A 21,522-nucleotide genomic window follows, 5' to 3' on the forward strand; every position below is an offset into this window, starting at 1 on the left:
CTAAGCAGCGGGGCGACCGCAGGGCAATGCTCAATCGCGCTTGCCCGTGGTCATGGTTGGATTCTGCCAGGGGCCTTCGATGTGATAGTTGATGCTGGCCATGCGGGTGATGCGGTCGCCAATCAGCCGATCGACGATAAACAGCGCGCCACCGATGGCGGGTGCCCCGGCGATCAGGGCGGCCAGCGGCAGGGAGTTGCTGACCGGCAGCCCGACCTTGAGGTTGGCGTCGACCCGGTTGCTGGCCATGTCCAACAGGCCCTGCAGACTCATCTCGGCACCCGGCCCGCTGAGGCTGATGGGCTTGCGGGTGCGGAAGGCGCCCTGCTGGGCGTCGAGCACGCCGGTGATGCTGTCGTAGCTCAGGCCCTTGCCGAACAGATCGGAGAAGTCCAGGCGCAGGCGGCGGCGGATGGACTCGAAGTTGAGCAGGCCGAAGATGCGTAGCGCCGAAGCCGTGCCTTCCACCTGGCGCAGCTGGCCATCGTTGAAGCGGGCATCGAGACTGCCATTGAGTCGGGCCAGGGCGACATGGGCCGGCGAGCCAGGCCAGTCGACCCGGGCATCCAGGCGGAAATCACGACTGGTGACGCTGGAGGCGAAATTCCAGCCCAGCAGGATGTCGGCGATGTTGCCGCCAGACAGACGTCCCTGGTAGTAGCTGTGGGTCGCACCCGGTGCGCCTTCCCAACGCAGGGCGCCCATGACCTTGAGGCCCCGCAGGTCGAGATCCAGGGCATTGAAATTGGCGCCTGACGGCGAAGGCCTGAGCTGCAGGCGCTGGGCGCCGACCAGGCGACCACCCAGTTCCAGACGATCGATGGCCAGATTCAGCGCTGGCAGGGCGCGCGGATCGACGTCGGCCAGGGGATCGGGACGTGGCGCCTCGCTTGCCACCGAGGGATCCGCCGGCGTCTGGGGAATGCGCAGGTGTTGCAGATTGATGTCGATCGGCTGCCCGGTCTGGCGGGGAATGCGCACCTGGCCCGCGATGGTCTGGCTGGCCAGGCCGAGTTGCCAGGCAATACCCAGGGGTTCGTAGGTGAGGCGCAGGTTGTCGATCTGCTGACCGAAGGCCAGGAAGCGCCCGAAGCTGAGATCACCCCGCCCGAGGCTGGAGATGTCCAGGGTATTGCCACCGCCCTGCCCTGCGCTACCACCGCCACCGGCACTGGCCTTGCCAAAGCGCTGGTAGACGTCCTGCCAGGCGGCCAGATCGAATTCCGCCAGTTGCCCGCGCAGGTCGTAGCCGGGGGCAGTGGGCAAATTGGCGGTGCCGCCCCCCAGCACGATCTCGCCGCGGCCCTTGGCGATGGCCTTGGGATCGAGCATCAGCACGGCATCGGCGAGGCCCTTGTAGGTCGCCTCCACCCGGCGCTCGCCATCGTTGAGCGCCAGGCTGAAGAAGCCTTCGCGCGTCTCCTCGGCGCTCTTGCCGAAGGGTGCCGGCAGCTCGATGGTCACCCCGCGCAGATCCGAGGTGACGGCCAGTTCGCTGTGCTCGGCGAGGGTCAGGCCGAGGCGATAACCGAGCAGGCCACGCGCCGGAAGGGGTCGCCCTTCGCTACCCAGCCAACGCGCCAGCTGGTCGACGTCGACGCGGCCGTCCACCACCAGTCGGGTGCGGGGATCGTCGGGCTTGCCCTCGGCCAGCGCCTGACCGCGGATGGGCTGGTCGAAGACCCGCGCCTGGATGTCGGGGGCGCTGAGGCCGCTGCGAGTGTCGTAGCGAAAGCTGCCGCGCAGGTCGGTGAGGGTCAGTTGGGGATCGGCCAGTTCCAGGCGCGCCTTGTCCGGCGTCAGCTCGACCACCACCGCCGGTGGCTGCCCCTTGGCCAGGGGGATGTCCAGATTGAGGCTGCTGTTGTTCAGCGCACCCTCGCCCTTCCAGCCGGCAAAGACCTTGGCGGTCGGCAGCGGCGTATCCTGGAGGATCTTCAGGCCATCGCGCACGCTGCTGTCGAGTCGGGCGGAGAGACGCAGATGCGGCGCGCTGCCATCGTGCAGCAGCGGGATGCGCGCCTCAACGTCTCTGACCCGGGTGTCGAGAATGCGTCCCTCGGGGACCTGGACCTTGACCCCGTCGCTTTCGATGAAGACATCGCCACGCGCCTCGCGCAGAGCGGGCCAGCCTGGCTGATAGGCCAGCTGGGCGTCGTGCACGCGGAAGAACAGACTCATGGTGCGCGAGTGCGCGGGCGAGCCGTGGCGCAGGGAGCCCTGGTACTGGTAGATGGCCTCGTCGATGCGGCCGCCGACGATGGCGGTGGTCAGCCACTGGGCCAGCTCCGGGCTGAAATCCGTGGCCGGCAGCTTGGTCGGCAGGTACTTGCGGGTGTAGCTGGCGTCGCCATCCTTGAGGCCGACGCGCAGGTCCATGTAGCTGTCCACCTCCGGATGCAGGCCAAGCTGGATGTGCATGTCGCCACTGGCCGCGCCCTCCGGCCCGGTGACCTGCATCAAGGCACTGCCCAGGGTGAAACGCTGGTCGTCGAGACTCCAGGTCAGCCGCGCCTTGGCGGTGCGATAGCGCCAGGGCTCAGGGAAGAGATCGCTCAGGTGCAGCATGAAGTCGGAGCTGTCCAGGCGCAATTCGCCACCGCCCAGGCTGCCGCTCAGGCTGCCGGTGACGCCCTCGGCGGCCGGGGCGCCACGATAGGCGGCAAAGCCCACCCGCTCCAGGTTGGCCGCATAGGAAAGCCGCTCGCGCAGTGGCTTCTGCAGATACAAGTCGGCGTTGAGATTGCGCAGCTGGCCATGGGGCGCCAACGCCTGGAGCGCCTGGACCACCGGCGCCGGCAAGGGCGCCAGGTCCCGGGCCAGCCGGGCAGCCTGCTTGAGATCCAACTGGTCGCCACGGACCTGCAGGTGCTGGGCGGTGCTGTCATAGCCCAGACCATAGCGTGCCTCCAGCGGTTTGCCGTCGAGTTGGGTCTTAAGCGCCAGAGCCCCGTTGTACCGGTTGGCATCGCCGGCCTGCTGGTCGGCGTCCAGGGTCAGGGCCTGCAGTCGCACCGGGGTATGGTCGGCATAGGCGAGGGTCAGTTCATCCGCCTTCAGGCGCAGGTGGGAACGTTGCAACCGCCCTTCGGCCCAGGCGAACCAGAGCTCGCCTTCCGCCTGGGCACGGCGCAATTGCCATTGTCGGGTCAGGGTGCCCGGGACCCAGCGGGACCAGTCGCTGGCGGGCAAACTGACATAGCCTTCCAGCCCACTGGCGCGCCAGTCCTCAGGACGTGGCATGGCGCTGAAGTGCGCCGCGACCGTGCCGCCATCGGGCAGGCGGAAACGCGTCGCCAATTCCAGGGCGCCGCTGAGCTGCCGGGACAGGCTGGCCTCGGCATACCTCAGGGTCACCGGGGAACCCTGCTGGGGGATCAGACTGAGCTGACTGTCCAGCAGACTGGCATGGCCCAGCCGCGCCAGGCCATCGAGCACGGGACCCGGATCGAAGGGCTTGGCATCCGGCGCGCGCGGCGGCAGGCCGCGCAGTTGCCAGTGCCCCTGGGCATCCTCCTCCAGCACCAGATGGACCCCGTCGATCTGCACGGACTTGAGCCGCAGCTGGCGATGCCAGAGGCTGCCAAGGACATCCGGCACCACCTTGAGATGATCCAGCTGCACCGTACCTTCGCCGCGTCCGAGACTCAGGTCGCGCAGGATCAGCACCGGATTCCAGCGGGCCCAGCGCCCCTCGAGTCGCCCCAGGCGCACCGGTTCGCCCAGGGCAGCGGCGGCGCGCGTCTCGACTTCGTTGCGGTATTCGCCGACCCAGGGCATGAGCAGCCGCCCCAGGCCCATATAGAGGGTCACCAGGACGAGCAGCAGCAGCGCCAGAGCCAGCGCGCCGCGCTTGAACAGGGCCATCAAGGCGCGGACCTAGAGCAGCACGACATCGTACTGCTCCTGGGAATACATGGTCTCCACCTGGAATTTGACGGTACGGCCGATGAAGGCTTCGAGATCGGCGACGTTGCCTGACTCCTCGTCCAGCAGCCGATCCACTACCTTCTGGTTGGCCAGCACCAGATAGGAATTGGCCTGGTAGGCCCGCGCCTCGCGCAGGATCTCGCGGAAGATCTCGTAGCAGATGGTCTCGGCGGTACGCAGAATGCCGCGCCCCTGGCAGTTGGCGCAGGGCTCGCAGAGCACCTGGGAAAGGCTCTCGCGGGTGCGCTTGCGGGTCATCTGCAGGAGACCCAGCTCGGTGATGCCGATGATGTTGGTCTTGGCATGGTCGCGTTCGAGCTGCTTTTCCAGGGTGCGGATCACCTGGCGCTGGTGCTCTTCGTCTTCCATGTCGATGAAATCGATGATGATGATGCCACCGAGATTACGCAGCCGCAGTTGGCGAGCGATAGCGGTGGCCGCCTCCAGATTGGTCTTGAAGATGGTCTCTTCCAGATTGCGATGACCGACGAAGGCGCCGGTATTGACGTCGATGGTGGTCATCGCCTCGGTGGGGTCGATCACCAGATAGCCACCGGACTTGAGCAGCACCTTGCGCTCCAGAGCCTTCTGGATCTCGTCTTCCACGCCATAGAGGTCGAAGATCGGCCGTTCGCCCGGATAGTGCTCCAGCCGGGTCGCCACCTCGGGCATCAGCTCCTCGACGAACTGGCCGATGCGCTGGAAATTCTCGCGGCTGTCGACGCGGATCTTTTCCGTGCGCGGCCCGACCAGATCGCGCAGGGCGCGCAGGGCCAGGGTCAGGTCTTCGTAGATGGGCACCGGCGTCGGCCCCTGGAGGTTGCCGGAGATCTGCTGCCAGAGCCGCCGCAGATAGCGGATATCGGCCAGGATGTCTTCTTCGCGCGCCGCCTCGGCGGCGGTGCGCAGGATGAAGCCGCCTTCGTGCTCGATGCCCTCGCTCTCCACGCAGCGCGCCATGATCGCCTTGAGCCGCTCGCGCTCGGCTTCGTCCTCGATCTTCAGCGAGATACCAACGTGGGAGGTGCGTGGCATATAGACGAGGTAGCGCGAGGGGATGGACAGATGGGTGGTGAGGCGCGCGCCCTTGGTACCGATGGGATCCTTGGTGACCTGGACCACCAGGGTCTGGCCCTCGCGCACCAGAGCATTGATGCTCTCCACCGCCGCGCCTTCGCGCTGGGAGATCTCGGCGGCATGGATGAAGGCCGCGCGGGCCAGGCCGATGTCGACGAAGGCCGCTTGCATGCCCGGCAGCACCCGCACCACCCGGCCGCGATAGATGTTGCCGACGATGCCGCGTCTCAGGGTGCGCTCGACGTGCACCTCCTGCAGCACACCGTTTTCCACGACGGCGACACGGGACTCCATGGGAGTGATGTTGATGAGGATCTCTTCGCTCATGGAGGACTCTTGGACGACGTGGAAGGGCAGAAAGGGGACCAAGGCGCCAGGCGCCTCAGGACTAGATGGTCGGCCGTCCGACAGACCGCCAACAAGGGATGGCGAAAGCGCTCAGCAGTTCCGCGGTTTCGCACAGCGGCAGCCCTACGACGGCGCTGTAGCTACCCTGCAGGCCACGCACGAAGACCGCGCCGGCGCCCTGGATGGCGTAGCTGCCAGCCTTGTCGGCCGGCTCGCCGGTGTCCCAGTAGCGTTCGGCCTCCCCGGGCGCCAGGGGGCGGAATTCCACCTCGGCGGATACGACGCGACTCAGGCAGCGCTCGCCATCGGCGACGGCGACGCCGGTCACCACCCGGTGTCGGCGCCCGCTGAGGGCGGCGAGCATGGCCAGGGCGTCGGCGCGATCCCGGGGCTTGCCGAGCAGCTGGTCATCGAGCACCACGCAGGTGTCGGCGCCCAGCACGCAGCCGGCGGAGGCACCGGCCAGCACCTGCCAGCCCATCGCCGCCTTGGCCCGCGCCAGGCGCTCGACATAGGCGTCCGCCGCCTCGCCGGGATGGGGGGTTTCGTCCACCGCCGCAGCGACCTTCTGAAAGGCGACGCCGATCTGTTCGAGCAGTTCGGCGCGACGAGGCGAAGCGGAGGCAAGGTAGAGCTGGGGCATCGACGACGACCAGACGACAGGAAGATGACGGGAGCATGCCAGTCCGGGACCCGCGAAACCAGTTCAGTTGACGCCGAATCTGAGGCGCAGCCCGCGGAGCAATAGATAGATCCATGGCCAGAGCAGCGCGCTGACCAGCGAGGGAGTGAGAAACACCAGGGTCGGAGGTCGGCTGCCGGCCAGGGCGTTGAGCCACAGTGCCAGCAGCTGGGCGATGCCGTAGATCACCAGCAGCACGAAGCTCTGTTGCCAGATGGGAAAGGCGCGCAATCGCTGCGCCAGGGAGCGGACGAGGAACACCACCAGACTCAGCACCAGGGCGGTCTGGCCCAGCAGGTTGCCATAGAGCACGTCTTCGGCGATGCCCATCACCCAGGCGGTGAACAGACCGACGCGATGCGGCAGGGTCAGGGTCCAGAAGGTCAGCAGCATGGCCAGCCACAGCGGGCGGCCGATCTCCATGAATTCCGGCATGGGCGCGACGGACAGCAGCAAGCCGACCAGCAGGGTGAGCCAGATTACCCACCCCTTGTGGCCGATGCGCAGCGCCATCAACGATCACCCTCGTCCGGCAGTTCCGGTGCGGGTTGCTGAGTGCGGCCTGGCGCCTGACTGCCCGCCGCCGGTTGCCCAGAGGTACCGGTCGCCCCGTGGACGGGTGGCTTGGTGGCGGTGGCCGGATGAGCGGTGCTGCCGTTGGCGTTCGCCGGAGGCTTGGTCGGCGTGGCGGGATGAGTCGCGCTACTGCCCTGGGCCGCTGCCGGCGGCTTGGTGGGGATCGCGGTGCGACTGCCCGTGGTGGCCGCGGGCGCCGGCGTGGCGTTGGCTGCCGCCGGTTGCGCGGCAGAGGCCCCGGCCGGGGGCGGATTCGCCGGGGCGGCCGGACGCTGGGCCGCGTGGCGATCCGCGGCTTCCTGCGCCTCGGCAGCGTCATTGGCGCGCTGCTCGGGGGTGCGGGTATCGCTGAACACCAGCAGCATGTAGCGACTGCGATTGAGCTTGGCGGTGGGAATGGCGCGCACCACGGCGAAGGGTTGCCCCGAATCGTGGATCACCTTGGATACCGTGGCCACCGGATAGCCGGCCGGGAAGCGCTGCCCCAGGCCGGAACTCACCAGCAGATCGCCTTCCTTGATGTCGGCGGTGTCGGCCACATAGCGCAGTTCCAGGCGCTCGGGGTTGCCGGTGCCGACGGCAATGGCGCGCAGGCCGTTGCGATTGACCTGCACCGGAATGCTGTGGGTCACGTCGGTGAGCAGCAGGACGCGCGCCGAATAGGGCATCACTTCCACCACCTGGCCCATCAGGCCGCTGGCGTCGAGCACCGGCTGGCCGACGAAGACGCCGTCCTTCGCGCCCTTGTCGATGATGATGCGATGGGTATAGGGATTGGGGTCGACACCGATCAGTTCACCGACCAGCACCTTGTCGTCCACCAGGGCGGCGGAATTGAGCAGTTCGCGCAGACGCACGTTCTGTTCGGTGAGGGCGGCGAGTTTCTGCAGGCGGCGTTGCAGCAGCAGCTGTTCGGCCTTGAGACGCTCGTTTTCCGCCATCAGCTCGGTGCGGCTGGAAAACTGATCGCTGACGCCTTCCCAGGCGCGCAGGGGAAAGCCCGCCACCTCATAGAGGGGCGAGAGGACCAGCGCCAGTTCGCTGCGTACCGGTTTCAGGTAGTCGAAGCGCGCGTCGGTGACCATGACACCCACCGAAAGGGCGGCCAGGATCAGCAGACGAATGCCCAGCGCCGGGCTTTTGCTGAAAATCGGCTTGATGGTGAGTTCCTCGCAGAACGCGCCCAGCGCTCCGGCCGCCAGGTACAGCCGGAGCGGGGCCTGTAGCCTGGAACTGCCTTATTCGGTGGACAGCAGGTCCATGGCGTGGCGATCCATCATGTCCAGCGCCTTGCCGCCGCCACGAGCCACGCAGGTCAGCGGGTCTTCGGCGACGATCACCGGCAGCCCGGTTTCCAGCGACAGCAGCTTGTCCAGGTCGCGCAGCAGCGCGCCACCACCGGTCAGCACCAGGCCGCGCTCGGCGATGTCGGAGGCCAGTTCCGGCGGCGACTGCTCCAGGCAGCTCTTGACCGCCTGGACGATGGTCGCCAGGGATTCCTGCATGGCTTCGAGCACCTCGTTGGAATTGAGGGTGAAGCTGCGCGGTACGCCTTCGGCCAGGTTGCGGCCACGGACGTCGATCTCGCGGACCTCGCCGCCCGGATAGGCGGTGCCGATTTCCTGCTTGATGCGCTCGGCGGTGGATTCGCCGATCAGGCTGCCGTAGTTGCGACGCACGTAGGTGACGATGGCTTCGTCGAAGCGATCACCGCCGACGCGGACGGATTCGGCATAGACCACGCCGTTCAACGAGATCAGCGCGATCTCGGTGGTGCCGCCACCGATGTCGACGACCATGGAACCATGGGCTTCCTCGACCGGCAGACCGGCGCCGATGGCTGCGGCCATGGGCTCCTCGATCAGGAACACCTCGCGGGCACCGGCGCCCAGCGCGGATTCGCGAATGGCGCGACGCTCGACCTGGGTCGACTTGCAGGGCACGCAGATCAGCACCCGCGGACTGGGCTGCAGGAAGCTGTTCTCGTGCACCTTGTTGATAAAGTATTGCAACATCTTTTCGCAGACGCTGAAGTCGGCGATGACACCGTCCTTCATCGGGCGAATGGCGGAAATGTTGCCCGGCGTCCGACCGAGCATGCGCTTGGCGTCGGTACCGACGGCGACGACGCTCTTCTGGTTGCCATGGGTACGAATGGCGACGACGGACGGCTCGTTGAGCACGATGCCACGCTCGCGGACATAAATCAGGGTGTTGGCGGTTCCCAGGTCGATCGACAGATCGCTGGAGAACATGCCACGCAATTTCTTGAACATGAGGTGACCCTAGGCGGTGACAAGCAGGCACGCGACAGGACAAACGTGCGGGTAAAAAAGTGCGGCAGACTCTAACAATCGCAGGGATTTAGGGCAAGGCGCCGATATGCTAGATTGAGAGCTTTTCCGGGCCGTTAAGCCCCTGTTCAACGCGGCGCCCGACCCGCCCAGCCCGTCTCCAGCATACGCGGCCGCCAACCGGGTCACGCCGCCTTCCTGCTTGGAGAAGCCGATGGCGCTCGAACGCACCGACGTCGAAAAGATCGCTCACCTGGCCCGTCTGGGTCTCGATGAAGCGGATCTCGCCGCTACCACCGCTACCCTCAACGACATCCTCGGCCTCGTCGACCAGATGCAGGCCGTGGACACCACGGGTATCGATCCCCTCGCCCACCCGCTGGAAGCCACCCAGCGGCTGCGCCCCGACCAGGCCACCGAAGGCGACCGGCGCGCGGCCTACCAGGCGATCGCCCCGGCGGTGGAAGCCGGCCTGTACCTGGTCCCCAAGGTGATCGAGTGAGACACGACATGCATCAGCTGACCCTGACCGAGATCGCCGCCGCCCTGGCCGCGAAGGATTTTTCCGCCGAGGAATTGACCCGCGGCCTGCTGCAGCGGATCGAGCAGCTCGATCCCCAGCTAAACAGCTTCATCACCGTGACCGCCGATGCGGCCCTGGCCCAGGCCCGCGCCGCCGACGCCCGCCGCGCCGCGGGCGAGACCGGCGCCCTGCTCGGTGCGCCCCTCGCCCACAAGGACCTGTTCTGCACCCAGGGGGTGCTCACCAGCTGCGGCTCGAAGATCCTCACCGGCTTCAAGGCGCCCTATGACGCCACCGTGGTGGAGCGGTTGGCCGCGGCCGGTACCGTTTCCCTCGGCAAGCTCAACATGGACGAATTCGCCATGGGCTCGGCCAACGAATCCAGCCATTACGGCCCGGTGAAGAATCCCTGGGACCTCACCCGCGTCCCGGGTGGCTCCTCCGGCGGTTCCGCCGCGGCCGTGGCCGCGCGCCTGCTGCCGGCTGCCACCGGCACCGACACCGGCGGCTCGATCCGCCAACCGGCGGCCCTGACCAACCTCACCGGCATCAAGCCCACCTATGGCCGCGTCTCGCGCTGGGGCATGATCGCCTACGCCTCCAGCCTCGACCAGGGCGGCCCCCTGGCCCGCACCGCCGAGGATTGCGCCCTGCTGCTGCAGGCCATGGCCGGCTTCGATCCCAAGGACTCCACCAGCGTCGACCAGCCGGTGGACGACTACCGCGCCGCCCTGCAGCAGCCGCTGACCGGCCTGCGCATCGGCCTGCCGCGGGAATACTTCGGCGCCGGGCTGGATGCCCGCATCGGTGACAAGGTGCTGGCCGTGGTCGAGGCGCTGAAAAAGCTCGGCGCCACCGTCAAGGGCATCTCCCTGCCCACGCTGCAGCACGCGATTCCGGCCTACTACGTCATCGCCCCGGCCGAGGCCAGCTCCAACCTGTCGCGCTTCGACGGCGTGCGCTTCGGCTATCGCTGCGAGAACCCGGTCAACCTGGAGGATCTCTACAAGAGGTCCCGTGGTGAAGGCTTCGGCGCCGAGGTGAAGCGGCGCATCATGGTCGGCACCTATGCCCTGTCGGCCGGCTACTACGACGCCTACTACCTCAAGGCCCAGCGCATCCGCCGGCTGATCAAGAACGACTTCGTCGCGGCTTTCGCCGAGGTCGACGTCATCCTCGGCCCGACCACGCCGAACCTGGCCTGGAAACTCGGCGAGAAGAGCAACGATCCGGTCTCCGCCTACCTCGAAGACCTCTACACCATCGCCGCCAACCTCGCCGGCATCCCCGGCCTGTCGATGCCGGCCGGCTTCGTCGACGGCCTGCCGGTGGGCGTGCAGCTGCTCGGCAACTATTTCCAGGAAGGCCGGCTACTCAACGTCGCCCACCAGTACCAGCAGGTCAGCGACTGGCATCGCCAGGCGCCGAGCGGCTTCTGAGGAAGGATAGAGACATGCAATGGGAAACCGTGATCGGGCTTGAGATCCACGCTCAGCTCAGCACCCAATCGAAGATTTTCTCCGGCAGCGCCACCAGTTTCGGCGCCGAGCCCAACGCCCACGCCAGCCTGGTCGACCTCGGCATGCCCGGCACCCTGCCGGTGCTCAACGCCGAGGCCGTGCGCATGGCCTGCAAGTTCGGCCTGGCCATCGATGCCGAGATCGCCGAGCGCAACGTCTTCGCGCGCAAGAACTACTTCTACCCGGACCTGCCCAAGGGCTACCAGACCAGCCAGATGGATCATCCCATCGTTGGCAAGGGCCACCTGGACATCACCCTGGAAGATGGCACCGTCAAGCGCATCGGCATCACCCGAGCGCACCTGGAAGAAGACGCCGGCAAGAGCCTGCACGAAGACTTCCACGGCATGAGCGGCATCGACCTGAACCGCGCCGGTACGCCGCTCTTGGAGATCGTTTCCGAGCCGGACATCCGCAGCGCCAAGGAAGCCGTGGCCTATGTGAAAGCCATCCATGCCCTGGTGCGCTACCTGGGCATCTGCGACGGCAACATGGCCGAAGGCTCGCTGCGTTGCGACTGCAACGTCTCGGTGCGCCCCAAGGGTCAGGAAGCCTTCGGCACCCGTGCCGAGATCAAGAACGTCAACTCCTTCCGCTTCATCGAAAAGGCCATCAACCACGAGGTGCAGCGCCAGATCGAACTGATCGAGGACGGTGGCAAGGTGGTGCAGGAAACCCGCCTGTACGACCCCAACAAGGACGAGACCCGCTCCATGCGGAGCAAGGAAGAAGCCAACGACTACCGTTACTTCCCCTGTCCCGATCTCTTGCCGGTGGTGATCGAGCCGGCCTTCCTGGCCGAGGTGCGCAGCCAGCTGCCCGAGCTGCCGACCGAGAAGCGTGATCGCTTCCAGAACGAATACGGCCTGTCGGTCTATGACGCTAGCGTGCTGTCCGCCAGCCGTGAGTTGGCCGACTACTTCGAGGAGGTCCAGCGGGTGAGCGGCGATGCCAAGCTGGCCGCCAACTGGGTGATGGGCGACCTGTCCAGCCTGCTCAACAAGCAGGACCTGGAGATCGGCCAGGCACCGGTGAGCGCGGCCCAGCTGGGCGGCCTGATCCTGCGCATCAAGGACGACACCATCTCCGGCAAGATCGCCAAGATGGTGTTCGAAGCCCTGGCCGCCGGCGAAGGCGCCAGCGCCGATGCCATCATCGAAGCCAAGGGCCTCAAGCAGGTCACCGACAGCGGCGCCATCGAGGCCATGCTGGACGAGGTCCTGGCGGCCAACGCCGCCCAGGTCGAGCAATACCGCGCCAGCGACGAAGCCAAGCGCGGCAAGATGTTCGGCTTCTTCGTCGGCCAGGCGATGAAGGCTTCCAAGGGCAAGGCCAACCCCGGCCAGGTCAACCAGTTGCTCAAGCAGAAACTGGAAGGCTGACGGCAGTCGCACGGGGTTACGGACCTGGGCTGACAGTCTCGGTCCGACCCCTTAAGCTGCTGCCGGTCGTTTTGCCAGGAGGCATCGAGATGCATCGGATCCACCGTGCCGGACTGCTGTCGCTGGTCCTGCTGTTCGCTGGTTGCGCCAGTCATGAGAGCTTCCCGCCACCGCTATCCTCCAGCGCGGCCCATGACTATCAGGACACCGGCATGGCGTCCTTCTACTCCAAGTGGCACGCCGGTCGCCGCACCGCCAGCGGCGAGAAGTACGATCCCACCGCCTTGACCGCGGCCCACCGCACCCTGCCCTTCGGCACCCGGGTCCAGGTCACCAATCTGGCCAACGGTCGCAGCGTAGTGGTCCGCATCAATGATCGCGGCCCGACGGTGCGTCGCCGGGTGATCGACCTGTCACGCAGTGCGGCCGATCGCCTCGACATGGTGGCCGATGGCACCTCCAAGGTCAGCATCCGCAGCCTGGACTGACCATTGCGCTAGGCTCGACAGGCCGGGTAGTCCGGCCACCGCGCGCTGCAGGTCGAAGCGCCTCTTGGCATGGCGGAATCCTCACGGCTGCGCCGACCTGATTGCCTGGGCCAGGGCGGCACGCACAGGCGGCGTGGCAAGTGCCAGACACAACAGGGCCGCGCTCATGGCGGGATTCTCTGGCTGCACCTTGCACGTATGGGCAGGTGCCGCCCTACCCTTTCCAGGATCGGGGCGTGGTGGGTAATCCAGCGTGGCACCCACACCCTAACGCCCTCAAACCCCGCCGCACTCAGGTAAAGCGGACAAAAAAAGCCCGCGACCAAGAGACTGGACGCGGGTTGTGCAACAGGAAGAGAGGCCGTGAGGCCGCTCTTAGATAACCGTGGTTACTGCGGACCGAGCTTGTCCATCAGTGCCGCCAGTTGCTCGTATTCGTCCTGCTTGAGATCGGTCAGCGGGGTACGCACGGGACCGGCATCGTAGCCAGCGATCTTGGCGCCCGCCTTGACGATGCTGACGGCATAGCCGGCGCAACGGTTGCGGATTTCCAGGTACGGCAGGAAGAAGTCGTCGATCAGCTTGCCGACCGCCTCATGATCGTCACGGGCGATGGCTTCGTAGAATTGCACGGCGGTCTTGGGAACGAAGTTGAACACGGCCGAGGAATAGACCGGAACACCCAGCGCCTTGTAGGCGGCGGCATAGACTTCCGCGGTGGGCAGGCCACCCAGGTAGCTGAAGCGATCACCCAGGCGGCGGCGGATGGCGACCATCAGTTCGATGTCACCCAGACCGTCCTTGTAGCCGATCAGGTTCGGGCAACGCTCGGCCAGTTGCTCCAGATGGTGCGGCTGCAGGCGGCAGACGTTGCGGTTGTAGACCACCACACCGATCTTGACCGACTTGCAGACGGCTTCGACATGGGCGGCCACGCCGTCCTGACTGGCTTCGGTGAGGTAGTGCGGCAGCAGCAGCAGACCCTTGGCGCCCAGACGCTCGGCTTCCTGGGCATAGGCGATGGCCTGGCGGGTGGAGCCACCGACACCGGCGAGGATCGGTACGCTGCCCTGGCAAGTATCCACGGCGGTCTTGATGATGCCGCTGTATTCGCTGGCTTCCAGGGAAAAGAATTCACCGGTGCCGCCGGCAGCGAACAGCGCGGTCGCGCCATAGGGGGCCAGCCACTCCAGGCGCTTGGCATAGGTGTCGGGACGGAAGTCGCCGTTGGCATCGAAGTCGGTCAGCGGGAAGGACAGCAGACCGGAAGAGAGGACGTGTTTGAGTTCTTGTGGAGTCATCTTGAGTGCCTCGGCATAGGTTGGACTAAGGTGCGGCAGGTCCGCCACCTGTTGTAAGTCATCGTACAACCTCTTTTATGGAAGGGGCAAGCCCCAACCAGAAAAATGCTCCTTAAGACGCTCCAGCCCTGTTTCAGACCTCTTCCGCCTGACGCTCCATTTCTTCGTGAGCGCGTCTCAGACGCTCTCGACTGTTGCTCAGGTGCAGCCGCATGGCGGCGCGAGCCGCTTCCAAGTTGCCGTCTTCGATGGCCTGGACGATGGCTTCGTGCTCCGCATCCAGACGACGCTGGTAGAGCTGCTGGTCATCGTGGGCGAGATAGGCGGAATTGAGGCGGGTCCGGGGAATCAGCACCGTGCCTAGGTAGCTCATGATGTCGCTGAAATAGCGATTGCCGGTCGAGCTGGCGATCAGCAGGTGCAGCTCCAGGTCGGCGCTCACCGCGCGATCAGGCTCTTCGACGCCGGTGCGCATGGCTTCCAGCAATGCCCACATGGCCTGCAGTTGCTCGGCCGAGCGGCGCTGGGCGGCCAGACCGGCGGCCTCGACTTCCAGGCTGATGCGCAATTCGAGCATCGCCAGCACGTCCTTGAGGGTGGTGATGGTGGCCGGATCGATCGGCAGCGGCGACTCGGGGCGCCGCTCCAGCACGAAGGTGCCGATGCCGTGGCGAGTCTCCACATAGCCACCGGCCTGCAGTCGGGAAATGGCCTCGCGCACCACGGTGCGGCTCACGCCCTGGGCCTGCATGATGGCCGACTCGGTGGGAAGCTTGTCGCCGGGCTGGAACTGGCCATCGCCGATCTGCTGAATCAGCACCCCGACGACCTCTTCTGCCAGGCTACGGGGTCTTTTTCGGGGGCGGGATACGGTGGGTGCTGACATGGATTTTCGTACCAATTGAAGTAACTCCGGAATCATAGCACCCACCTTCCCCAAAACGCCCGATTTAGACCGCTTAGTCCATATCAAGGCACTTCGCCAACCGCTCTAGGACGCAGTTCTTGTCCCTCCAGCAGCAGGTGGCGGCGGTGGTAGGCGCGCAGACTCGGACGATGGCCGACGCTGACCAGGGTAAGGCCGGGATTCTCGCTCAGCAGGCGTTCGTAAAGGGCGCGTTCGTCCGCTTCGCTCAATGCCGAGCTGGCTTCATCGAGGAACAGCCAGTCGGGGGCATAGAGCAGCGCCCGCGCCAGGGCCACGCGCTGCTGCTCGCCCGGCGACAGGGTGCGCTCCCAATGACGGGCTTCGTCCAGGTGCTCGCGCAGGTGATCGAGGCGGCATTGATGCAGCACCGCGGCCAGGCGCTCGTCGGAATAGGCATCCGCCGGCTGCGGATAGGCCAGGGCTTCACGCAGGGTGCCGATGGGCAGATAGGGTTGCTGCGGCAGGAACAGCTGACGCCCCGGCGGTACGGCGATACCGCCCTGCCCTTGCCGCCAGAGTCCGGCCAGGGCGCGCAGCAGGGTGCTCTTGCCGCTGCCCGAGGCGCCTTCGATCAGCAGGTGCTCACCACGGGCGATGCGCAGATCGGTGGGGTGTAGCAGCAGCCGGCCGGCGGCGCTCAGGGTGAGGCTCTCCAGCAGCAGGTCCTGGTCGCCGGCACGCGGCACCAGCACTTCGGATTCCTGGCCCAGTTCGGCCATGGTCTCGCGGAAGGTGAGCAGGCGATCGGAGATGGCGCGCCAGGACGCCAGGCTGACGTAGGCGTCGACGAACCAGCTGAGGCTTTCCTGGACATTGCCGAAGGCCGAGTTGATCTGCATCAGATCGCCCAGCTGGATCTTGCCGGAAAAGTAACGCGGCGCCGCCAGGACGAAGCCGGCGATGATGGCGATCTGGCTGTAGCCGGCGGTGAAGAAGGTCAGTCGCTTGGTGTAGTTCATTACCAGGTGGTAGTTGCCCCAGACATAGCCGAAGCGCTCCAGCAGACGCTGGTGCTCGTTGGCTTCACCGCGAAACAACGCCACGCTCTCGGCCTTTTCGCGGACGCGGATCAGGCCGAAGCGCAGGTCGGCTTCATAACGCTGCTGCTGGTTATAGAGGCCGATCAGCCGACGGCCAATGAGGTGGGTCAGCCAGGTACCGATGGTGGCGTAGATCAGCGCGGCCCAGAACATATAGGCCGGGATGGTGATGCCGAACAGGGTGATGTCGCCGGAGATGCCGAACAGGATGATGCTGAAGGACACCAGGCTGACCACGGTACGGATGAAGCCCAGGCCCAGACTCAGGGTGGTGTCGGCGAAGTCGCGGATGTCTTCGGTGAGGCGCTGGTCGGGGTTGTCGGCACCACCCTCGCGTTCCAGCTGATAGTAGTTGCGATCGGACAGCCAGAGGCCGAAGTGCTTTTCGGTCAGCCAGCGCCGCCAGTTGATGGTCAGCGCCTGGGTCAGGTACAGCCGGTACACCGCCAGCAGGATGGCGGTGGTCGCCAGGCCGCAGAAGTACAGCATCAGCCGGATGAAGGCGGCCAGATCGCGATTCTGCAGGGCATCGTAGAAGTAGCGATACCAGGTGTTCAGGGCCACGGACAAGCCGACCCCGGCCAGGGACAGGGCGATAACCACGGACAGCAGGAGCCAGGCCTTGCCCTTCTCTTCACTGCGCCAGTAGGGGGTGATCAGGGCCCAGACGCGGGCCAGGAAATGCCCACGGGAAGCCCCGTAGACGGAGGGCACGGGTACGGCGGATTCGGACATGCTCGGACTCTCAAGGACTGCTCAACGAGACGCCTGCACAGCCTATGCCGGAAAGCCTGAACGAATTCTGACTGAAACAATGTAACACTCATCGTCCATGGCCGGTGGACGATGAGGCTCGCTCAGCGGCGTACGGGGCGCTTCTGCAGCTTGCGCTGCAGGGTCCGGCGGTGCATGCCCAAGGCGCGGGCGGTCGCGGAGATGTTGCCTTCGTGCTCGGACAGTACCCGCTGGATGTGTTCCCACTGCAGGCGATCCACCGACATGGGATTGTCCGGTACCAGGGTGTCGAGATCGGCGTGCTGGGCGAGCAAGGCAGCCAGGACGTCGTCGGCATCGGCCGGCTTGCACAGGTAGTTGGTGGCGCCGCGCTTGATGGCTTCCACGGCGGTGGCGATGCTGGAATAGCCGGTCAGCAAGACCACGCGCATGTCCGGATGCAATTCCAGCAGCTTGGGCAGCAGCACCAGGCCCGAGTCGCCTTCCATCTTCAGGTCGACCACGGCGTAGTCCGGCAGGTCGTCCTTGGCCAGCTGCAGGCCTTCTTCGGCGCTGTCGGCGATGGACACGCGCAGGCCGCGACGGTCCATGGCGCGGGCCATCACCCGGGTAAAGGTAGGGTCGTCGTCGACCAGCAGGATATGGGGCTGGTCGTCGAAACCGCTGTTGAGGTCGTCAGTCATAGAATTCTCCAGGCATTCACGCCAGGGCGTAGTGCCGCGGCAGGCGCAATTCGGTCAGGGTGCCGCCTTCTTCGTGATTGTAGAGCTTCACCGTGCCACCGGCGCGGGTGACGCTGGCCTGGCTGAGGAACAGGCCCAGGCCGAAGCCCTTGCCCTTGGTGGTGAAGAAGGGCTTGCCCAGCTGCTCGGCGATGGCCAGAGGCACGCCGGCGCCATGGTCGCGGATCGACAGGCACAGCTCGCGAGCATCCCAGTGCAGACGGATGGCCAGGTTTTCCGGGCAGGCGTCGGCGGCATTGTTGAGTAGATTCAGCAGCGCCTGGGTAAGTTCGACCGGCGGCGTCAGCCGCGGCGGCGTGCCCAGACTCACCACCTCGAAACTGTAGCTGGCTTCCGGGCGCATCAGGTGCCAGCGATCCATGGTCGCCTCCAGCCACTCCACGGCGGTCTGTTCCTGCACCGTCTGCCGGCGGTCGGCCTCGGCGGCGCGCACCAGTTGCTGCAGGGTCTGCTTGCACTGGCCGACCTGCGCCTGCAACAGCTTGAGGTCCTCGCTCAGGGTCGGCTGATTGGCATGCTCCTGCTGCAATTCCTTGAGCAGCACGCTCATGGTGGACAGCGGCGTGCCCAGTTCGTGGGCAGCGCCCGCGGCCTGGGTGGCCACCGCCAGCAGTTGCTGGTCGCGCATGGCTTGCTCGCGGCGCTGGGCCTGCAGATTTTCCTGCTCGCGCAGGGCAGTGGCCATCCTCGCGACGAACAGGGTGATGACGGCGGCGGACAGGGCGAAGCTCAGCCACATGCCGTAGCTGAGCACCGCACCGTCGTTGGCCACCAGCAGATGCAGCGGCTCGTAGGAGAGCAGCATCAGCGAGAAGACCACCAGGGTCAGGGCCGCCAGCACCAGGGTGTAGAGCCAGGGCAGCGTGGCCGCGGCGATGGTCAGGGGCACCAGGTAATAGGAGGCGAAGGGGTTGGTCGGACCTCCGGCGAAATACAACAGGGCGCTGTGGATGGCCAGGTCGCAGCCCAGGTGCGCGGCATATTCCTGCTCGGTGACCGGCCAGGGGCGGGTCAGCCGCAGGGCGGCGAACAGGCAGAGCACCGCGGAGACGCCCAGGGTGATGGCCAGGGCCGTCCAGGGCAGCTGGACGATGCCCGACAGCCGGGCGATGCCGACCGAGCCGGCCTGGGCGGCCAGCACCAGCACGCGGATAAGCACCAGGCGCCCGAGATTCTGGCGATTGGCGGACAACCATTGAACGGGCAAGGAGAACATGCGAGGTTCCAGGCGCAAGAAACGATCGAGACGGCAGCCCCTGGCGGGCCTGCCCGTCAGAGCAGACTCGCCATTATAGCGAGAGCCGTTCGCCCTCAGCCGCCGACGCGGCAAAGCGACGCACCAACCGGCGGGTCTGAGGTCACACCGCTGTCGTACCGCCAATCAGGAGAACACCATGACCCCTTCCCTACGCCCGCTCGCGCTGGGCGCCGCCCTGTTCAGTGCCCTGCTCGCCACCGGCGTCCAGGCCGACGAACCGCGCTACAACCAGATCAGCCTGAGGGCCGAGGTCAGTCGTGAAGTGCCGCGCGACCGCATGCAGGTCATGCTCTATACCGAAAGCCAGGGCCAGGATCCCGCGGCCCTGGCCAGCGACACCACCAAGACCCTCAACGCGGCCCTGGAACAGGCACGCAAGGTCAAAGGCGTGGACGTCTCCCTGGGCAATCGCAACACCTATCCGGTCTACGAAGACCAGGGCCGGGCGATCAACGCCTGGCGCGAGCGCGGTGAACTGCGCCTGGAAAGCGCCGACTTCGCCGCCCTGTCCAAGCTGACCGGCGAACTGCTGGGCAGCCTGAAGATGGGCAATCTGCAATTCACCATCGCCGACGGCACCCGCAAGCAGCAGGAGGACGCCCTGTTCAAGGACGCCGTGGCCGCCTTCAAGGCACGCGCCCAACTGGCCACCGAGGCCCTGGGTGGCTCGGGCTATCGCATCGTCAATCTGGACCTGGGCACCAGCGGTGTTCCCCAGCCGCTGCCGATGCTGCGCATGTCGGCGATGAAGGCCGCCAGTGATGCCGTGACCCCTGACGTCGCCCCGGGCACGACCACTGTCGAAGTGACGGCAGGCGGTACCATCGAAGTACAGATGCCCTGATCTAGTGCAGAAAAGTAACAATGCTGTCTCGGTGCGCACTTTTGGTGCGCACCGATTTCTAGTTGCGACACCTCGTCTTACATCTTTGCGACATCTGTTTTGTGTTTGGGTCACCTTGGGTCAATAGCTCGCCTGAGCTATGGACATGGGCATAAGCTGTGCATGTGGGCTCATTTGTCCACAAGACACCGGCATTCTGTTTCGCAACGCCACATCGTGTTGCGCCGTCCCCGACATGAGGTCTCCATGCACAAGAACGTACTCGCTGCCCTCTTCGCTTCCGGTCTGCTGGCCGGCGCACCCCTGGCCCAGGCGGCCAACCTGGTGTTCTGCTCCGAAGGCAGCCCCGCCGGCTTCGATCCGGCGCAATACACCACTGGCACCGACTGGGACGCCTCGGCCGAGACCGTGTTCAACGAACTGGTGCAGTTCGAGCGCGGCGGCACCCAGGTCAAGCCTGGCCTGGCCGAAAGCTGGGACATCAGCCCGGACAGCAAGACCTACACCTTCCATCTGCGCCAGGGCGTGAAGTTCCATACCACCGACTACTTCAAGCCGACCCGCGACTTCAATGCCGATGACGTGGTCTTCACCTTCCAGCGCATGCTGGACAAGAACCAGCCGTTCCGTAAGGCCTATCCCACCGAGTTCCCCTACTTCACCGACATGGGCCTGGACAAGAACATCGCCAAGGTCGAGAAGGTCGATGAGCACAGCGTGCGTTTCACCCTGAACGACGTCGACGCGGCCTTCCTGCAGAATGTCGCCATGCCCTTCGCTTCGATCCTTTCCGCCGAGTACGCCAATCAGCTACTCAAGGCCGGCAAGGCTGCCGAGATCAACCAGAAGCCCATCGGTACCGGTCCCTTCGTCTTCAGCCGCTACCAGAAGGATGCGGTGATCCGTTACAAGGCCAACCCCAGCTACTGGGACAAGGAAGACGGCCCCAAGGTGGACAACCTGATCTTCTCCATCAACACCGATCCTTCCGTACGCATCCAGAAACTCAAGGCCGGCGAGTGCCAGATCACCGCCTACCCGCGCCCGGCCGACCTGGAAGGTCTGAAGAAGGACGCCAACCTGCAGATGCCGTCGCAGCCCGGCTTCAACGAAGGTTGGCTGGGCTTCAACGTCAAGCACGCGCCGCTGGACAAGGTCGAGGTGCGCCAGGCGCTGGACATGGCTATCAACAAGAAGGCCATTATCGACACCGTCTACCAGGGCGCCGGTCAGGAAGCGGTCAATGCCATGCCGCCGACCCAGTGGTCCTATGACACCTCGATCAAAGCGGTGCCCTACGATCCTGCCAAGGCCAAGGCCATGCTTGAGAAGGCAGGCGTCAAGGAAGGCACCGAGATCACCCTCTGGGCCATGCCGGTGCAACGGCCTTATAACCCCAATGCTCGCCTGATGGCCGAGATGATCCAGCAGGATTGGTCCAAGGTCGGCGTCAAGGCCAGGATCGTCAGCTACGAATGGGGCGAGTACATCAAGCGTGCCCATAACGGCGAGCACGACAGCCTGTTGATCGGCTGGAGTGGCGACAACGGTGACCCGGACAACTGGTTGGGCACCAACTTCGGCTGCGACGCGGTCGGTGGCAACAACTTCTCCATGTGGTGCTACAAGCCCTACGAGGATCTGATCCAGGCTGCCAAGCGCACCACCGACCAAGCCAAGCGTACCGAGCTCTACCAGCAGGCTCAGAAGGTCATCATGGAGCAGCGCCCGCTGGCGCCCATCGCCCATTCGACCCTCTATATGCCCATGCGCAAAGAGGTCCAGGGCTTCAAGATCAGCCCCTTCGGACTGAACCAGTTCTACGGCGTCAGCGTCAGCAAGTGAAGCCTCTT

Annotated in this window: 16 protein-coding genes and 1 pseudogene; 6 read left to right on the forward strand and 11 right to left on the reverse strand. The window is 65.7% G+C overall.

Going from position 1 to position 21,522, the window contains the following annotated elements; genetic code table 11:
- Window positions 1-30: 30 nt before the first annotated feature.
- The 6 genes and pseudogenes from AX284_RS04235 to mreB form a co-directional block, all read right to left on the reverse strand.
- Window positions 31-3,867, reverse strand: coding sequence for a YhdP family protein (locus tag AX284_RS04235; RefSeq protein ID WP_068383783.1), 3,837 nt, complete (start codon window positions 3,865-3,867; stop codon window positions 31-33).
- A 12-nt stretch (window positions 3,868-3,879) separates the two neighbouring features.
- Complete coding sequence (gene rng, locus AX284_RS04240) at window positions 3,880-5,334, reverse strand: ribonuclease G (protein WP_017642380.1); 1,455 nt, start codon at window positions 5,332-5,334, stop codon at window positions 3,880-3,882.
- Between the two features lie 61 nt (window positions 5,335-5,395).
- Complete coding sequence (locus AX284_RS04245; RefSeq protein WP_017642381.1) at window positions 5,396-5,998, reverse strand: Maf family protein; 603 nt, start codon at window positions 5,996-5,998, stop codon at window positions 5,396-5,398.
- A gap of 63 nt (window positions 5,999-6,061) precedes the next feature.
- Entirely contained in the window at window positions 6,062-6,550 is a 489-nt protein-coding gene (gene mreD / locus AX284_RS04250) for a rod shape-determining protein MreD (protein ID WP_017642382.1), read from the reverse strand.
- Window positions 6,551-6,756: 206 nt separating this feature from the next.
- A pseudogene (mreC, locus tag AX284_RS04255) lies at window positions 6,757-7,725 on the reverse strand (rod shape-determining protein MreC); the annotation flags it as partial.
- A gap of 126 nt (window positions 7,726-7,851) precedes the next feature.
- Complete coding sequence (gene mreB / locus AX284_RS04260; RefSeq protein WP_007159533.1) at window positions 7,852-8,889, reverse strand: rod shape-determining protein MreB; 1,038 nt, start codon at window positions 8,887-8,889, stop codon at window positions 7,852-7,854.
- A 232-nt stretch (window positions 8,890-9,121) separates the two neighbouring features.
- Between mreB and gatC the strand changes: the two genes are divergently transcribed.
- The 4 genes from gatC to AX284_RS04280 all read left to right on the forward strand — a co-directional run bounded on the left by gatC (window position 9,122) and on the right by AX284_RS04280 (window position 12,820).
- Window positions 9,122-9,409, forward strand: a complete 288-nt coding sequence (gatC, locus tag AX284_RS04265) for an Asp-tRNA(Asn)/Glu-tRNA(Gln) amidotransferase subunit GatC (protein WP_017642385.1) — start codon at window positions 9,122-9,124, stop codon at window positions 9,407-9,409.
- An 8-nt stretch (window positions 9,410-9,417) separates the two neighbouring features.
- A complete protein-coding gene (gene gatA, locus AX284_RS04270) occupies window positions 9,418-10,869 on the forward strand; it encodes an Asp-tRNA(Asn)/Glu-tRNA(Gln) amidotransferase subunit GatA (protein WP_068383741.1) in 1,452 nt (483 codons plus the stop codon).
- 14 nt (window positions 10,870-10,883) lie between these two features.
- Entirely contained in the window at window positions 10,884-12,332 is a 1,449-nt protein-coding gene (gene gatB, locus AX284_RS04275; RefSeq protein WP_017642387.1) for an Asp-tRNA(Asn)/Glu-tRNA(Gln) amidotransferase subunit GatB, read from the forward strand.
- A gap of 89 nt (window positions 12,333-12,421) precedes the next feature.
- Window positions 12,422-12,820, forward strand: coding sequence for a septal ring lytic transglycosylase RlpA family protein (locus AX284_RS04280; protein WP_068383746.1), 399 nt, complete (start codon window positions 12,422-12,424; stop codon window positions 12,818-12,820).
- A 389-nt stretch (window positions 12,821-13,209) separates the two neighbouring features.
- On the opposite strand, the gene kdgD is transcribed toward AX284_RS04280, so the two are convergent.
- The 5 genes from kdgD to AX284_RS04305 all read right to left on the reverse strand — a co-directional run bounded on the left by kdgD (window position 13,210) and on the right by AX284_RS04305 (window position 18,783).
- Window positions 13,210-14,121: a 5-dehydro-4-deoxyglucarate dehydratase gene (kdgD, locus tag AX284_RS04285; RefSeq protein ID WP_017642389.1), complete on the reverse strand. Its 912-nt coding sequence runs from the start codon at window positions 14,119-14,121 to the stop codon at window positions 13,210-13,212.
- 133 nt (window positions 14,122-14,254) lie between these two features.
- The gene (locus AX284_RS04290; RefSeq protein ID WP_026083998.1) at window positions 14,255-15,007 is read right to left on the reverse strand and encodes a FadR/GntR family transcriptional regulator; all 753 of its coding nucleotides are present in this window, start codon (window positions 15,005-15,007) and stop codon (window positions 14,255-14,257) included.
- A gap of 83 nt (window positions 15,008-15,090) precedes the next feature.
- Window positions 15,091-16,824, reverse strand: a complete 1,734-nt coding sequence (locus tag AX284_RS04295; protein WP_068383748.1) for an ABC transporter ATP-binding protein/permease — start codon at window positions 16,822-16,824, stop codon at window positions 15,091-15,093.
- Between the two features lie 122 nt (window positions 16,825-16,946).
- Window positions 16,947-17,507, reverse strand: a complete 561-nt coding sequence (locus tag AX284_RS04300) for a response regulator transcription factor (protein ID WP_017642392.1) — start codon at window positions 17,505-17,507, stop codon at window positions 16,947-16,949.
- Window positions 17,508-17,523: 16 nt separating this feature from the next.
- On the reverse strand, window positions 17,524-18,783 hold the full coding sequence (locus tag AX284_RS04305) for an ATP-binding protein (protein WP_017642393.1): 1,260 nt from the start codon (window positions 18,781-18,783) through the stop codon (window positions 17,524-17,526).
- A gap of 178 nt (window positions 18,784-18,961) precedes the next feature.
- On the opposite strand from AX284_RS04305, the gene AX284_RS04310 reads away from it, so the two are divergent.
- Window positions 18,962-19,669, forward strand: a complete 708-nt coding sequence (locus tag AX284_RS04310; protein ID WP_017642394.1) for an SIMPL domain-containing protein — start codon at window positions 18,962-18,964, stop codon at window positions 19,667-19,669.
- Window positions 19,670-19,915: 246 nt separating this feature from the next.
- Window positions 19,916-21,514: an ABC transporter substrate-binding protein gene (locus tag AX284_RS04315; RefSeq protein ID WP_068383750.1), complete on the forward strand. Its 1,599-nt coding sequence runs from the start codon at window positions 19,916-19,918 to the stop codon at window positions 21,512-21,514.
- Window positions 21,515-21,522 lie beyond the last annotated feature (8 nt).

Source organism: Pseudomonas sp. HUK17, assembly GCF_001566765.1.

Excerpts from the sequence above, each read along its gene's own strand:
- AX284_RS04235 (WP_068383783.1), bottom strand. The coding sequence starts at position 3,867 with ATGGCCCTGTTCAAGCGCGGCGCGCTGGCTCTGGCGCTGCTGCTGCTC.
- rng (WP_017642380.1), bottom strand. The coding sequence starts at position 5,334 with ATGAGCGAAGAGATCCTCATCAACATCACTCCCATGGAGTCCCGTGTC.
- AX284_RS04245 (WP_017642381.1), bottom strand. The coding sequence starts at position 5,998 with ATGCCCCAGCTCTACCTTGCCTCCGCTTCGCCTCGTCGCGCCGAACTG.
- mreD (WP_017642382.1), bottom strand. The coding sequence starts at position 6,550 with ATGGCGCTGCGCATCGGCCACAAGGGGTGGGTAATCTGGCTCACCCTG.
- mreB (WP_007159533.1), bottom strand. The coding sequence starts at position 8,889 with ATGTTCAAGAAATTGCGTGGCATGTTCTCCAGCGATCTGTCGATCGAC.
- gatC (WP_017642385.1), top strand. The coding sequence starts at position 9,122 with ATGGCGCTCGAACGCACCGACGTCGAAAAGATCGCTCACCTGGCCCGT.
- gatA (WP_068383741.1), top strand. The coding sequence starts at position 9,418 with ATGCATCAGCTGACCCTGACCGAGATCGCCGCCGCCCTGGCCGCGAAG.
- gatB (WP_017642387.1), top strand. The coding sequence starts at position 10,884 with ATGCAATGGGAAACCGTGATCGGGCTTGAGATCCACGCTCAGCTCAGC.
- AX284_RS04280 (WP_068383746.1), top strand. The coding sequence starts at position 12,422 with ATGCATCGGATCCACCGTGCCGGACTGCTGTCGCTGGTCCTGCTGTTC.
- kdgD (WP_017642389.1), bottom strand. The coding sequence starts at position 14,121 with ATGACTCCACAAGAACTCAAACACGTCCTCTCTTCCGGTCTGCTGTCC.
- AX284_RS04290 (WP_026083998.1), bottom strand. The coding sequence starts at position 15,007 with ATGTCAGCACCCACCGTATCCCGCCCCCGAAAAAGACCCCGTAGCCTG.
- AX284_RS04295 (WP_068383748.1), bottom strand. The coding sequence starts at position 16,824 with ATGTCCGAATCCGCCGTACCCGTGCCCTCCGTCTACGGGGCTTCCCGT.
- AX284_RS04300 (WP_017642392.1), bottom strand. The coding sequence starts at position 17,507 with ATGACTGACGACCTCAACAGCGGTTTCGACGACCAGCCCCATATCCTG.
- AX284_RS04305 (WP_017642393.1), bottom strand. The coding sequence starts at position 18,783 with ATGTTCTCCTTGCCCGTTCAATGGTTGTCCGCCAATCGCCAGAATCTC.
- AX284_RS04310 (WP_017642394.1), top strand. The coding sequence starts at position 18,962 with ATGACCCCTTCCCTACGCCCGCTCGCGCTGGGCGCCGCCCTGTTCAGT.
- AX284_RS04315 (WP_068383750.1), top strand. The coding sequence starts at position 19,916 with ATGCACAAGAACGTACTCGCTGCCCTCTTCGCTTCCGGTCTGCTGGCC.